2 protein-coding genes are annotated in these 1,675 nt (G+C 37.1%); both read left to right on the top strand.

The features are described 5' to 3' along the window. Positions 1-1,353 (top strand): ABC transporter ATP-binding protein (locus tag ACTYBU_RS22330; RefSeq protein ID WP_445493245.1); only part of this gene is annotated, 1,353 nt, incomplete at its 5' end. Next, positions 1,346-1,675, top strand: a 330-nt coding sequence (locus ACTYBU_RS22335; RefSeq protein WP_445493246.1) for an ABC transporter permease subunit, incomplete at its 3' end; no start/stop codon positions are given. The genes ACTYBU_RS22330 and ACTYBU_RS22335, both read left to right, overlap by 8 nt.

Below are 1,675 nucleotides of genomic sequence, written 5' to 3' on the forward strand. Positions count from 1 at the left end.
CGAGCACGAGGACAAAAGGTTGACATTTCAAACCCGAATATTGCCAATGATTTAGGCATTGGGATGGTGCATCAGCATTTTATGCTTGTTGATACATTTACGGTTACAGAGAATATTATTCTAGGAAAAGAAACAGTTAAAAATGGAAAAATCAATCTAAAAAAAGCAGAAAAAGAAGTAAAGGAAATATCAGAAAAATACGGACTCGCTGTTGATCCAAAAGCGAAAATTGCTGATATTTCGGTTGGGATGCAGCAAAGAGTTGAAATTTTAAAAACACTTTACCGTGGAGCTGAGATTTTAATATTTGATGAGCCATCAGCTGTTTTAACCCCACAAGAGATAACAGAGTTAATCGCTATTTTTAGAACATTAATGAAAGAAGGGAAATCAATCATATTAATTACCCATAAGTTAAAAGAGATCATGGAAGTTTGCGACCGTGTGACCGTTATTCGAAAGGGAGTAGGAATTGGTACATACATAGTAAAAGAAACAAACCCAAACGAATTGGCAAATTTAATGGTAGGAAGAGAAGTTACCTTTAAAACAAATAAAAAAGACGCAGAACCAAAGGAAACGGTTCTTGCTATTAAAGATTTAACCGTTAAAGATTCACGGGGGGTCAAGATTGTTAACTCGCTGAACCTTGATGTTAGAGCAGGAGAAATCGTTGGAATAGCCGGTGTAGATGGAAATGGGCAATCTGAATTAATAGAAGCCATAACAGGTTTAATGAAAAAAGATTCTGGAAGCATTTCATTAAATGGGAAAGAAATAAGTGTATTATCTCCTCGGAAAATAACGGAAAGTGGAATTGGCCACATTCCAGAGGATCGTCATAAACATGGATTAGTGCTAGATTTTCCAATTGGACAAAATATGGTATTGCAAACATATTATCAACAACCTTTTTCTAAAAACGGCATCTTGAATCAGAAAGAAATAGATAAAAAGGCTAAGATACTAATTGAAGAATTTGATGTCAGAACACCAGGAATTCATACGCCTGCACGTGCTCTTTCTGGAGGGAATCAGCAGAAAGCAATCATCGGACGAGAAATAGACCGAAATCCGGATTTATTAATAGCAGCACAGCCGACTCGCGGCCTCGATGTAGGAGCAATTGAGTTTATTCATAAACGTTTAATTGAACAAAGGGATAATGGAAAAGGTGTATTGCTTCTGTCATTTGAACTGGAAGAGATATTAAATGTAAGTGACCGGATAGCTGTTATATTTGAAGGGGAAATCATAGCAACTGTAAATCCAAAAGAAACATCCGAACAAGAATTAGGATTGCTGATGGCTGGATCGAATGATAATAAAGTAGGTGTGGAGAAAAATGTCTAATACAATAAAGAAAATAAGTATACCGATTATTTCCGTTTTGCTGGGAGTAATAGTTGGAACATTGATTATGCTGGCTACTGGCTATAGTCCAGCAGATGCTTACATTGCTTTATGGAACGGTGCATTTGGGGAAATTTACTTTACTGGAGAAGTAGTTCGCCAGATTACTCCTCTTATTCTTGCTGGTCTTGCAGTAGCATTTGCTTTTCGCACAGGACTTTTTAATATTGGGGTAGAAGGACAATTAATCGTTGGCTGGCTTGCAGCAGTTTGGGTTGGCGTAGCATTTGATTTACCAAAGGTCATTCATTTGCCGCTTGCA

This window comes from Niallia sp. 03133 (genome assembly GCF_052663225.1).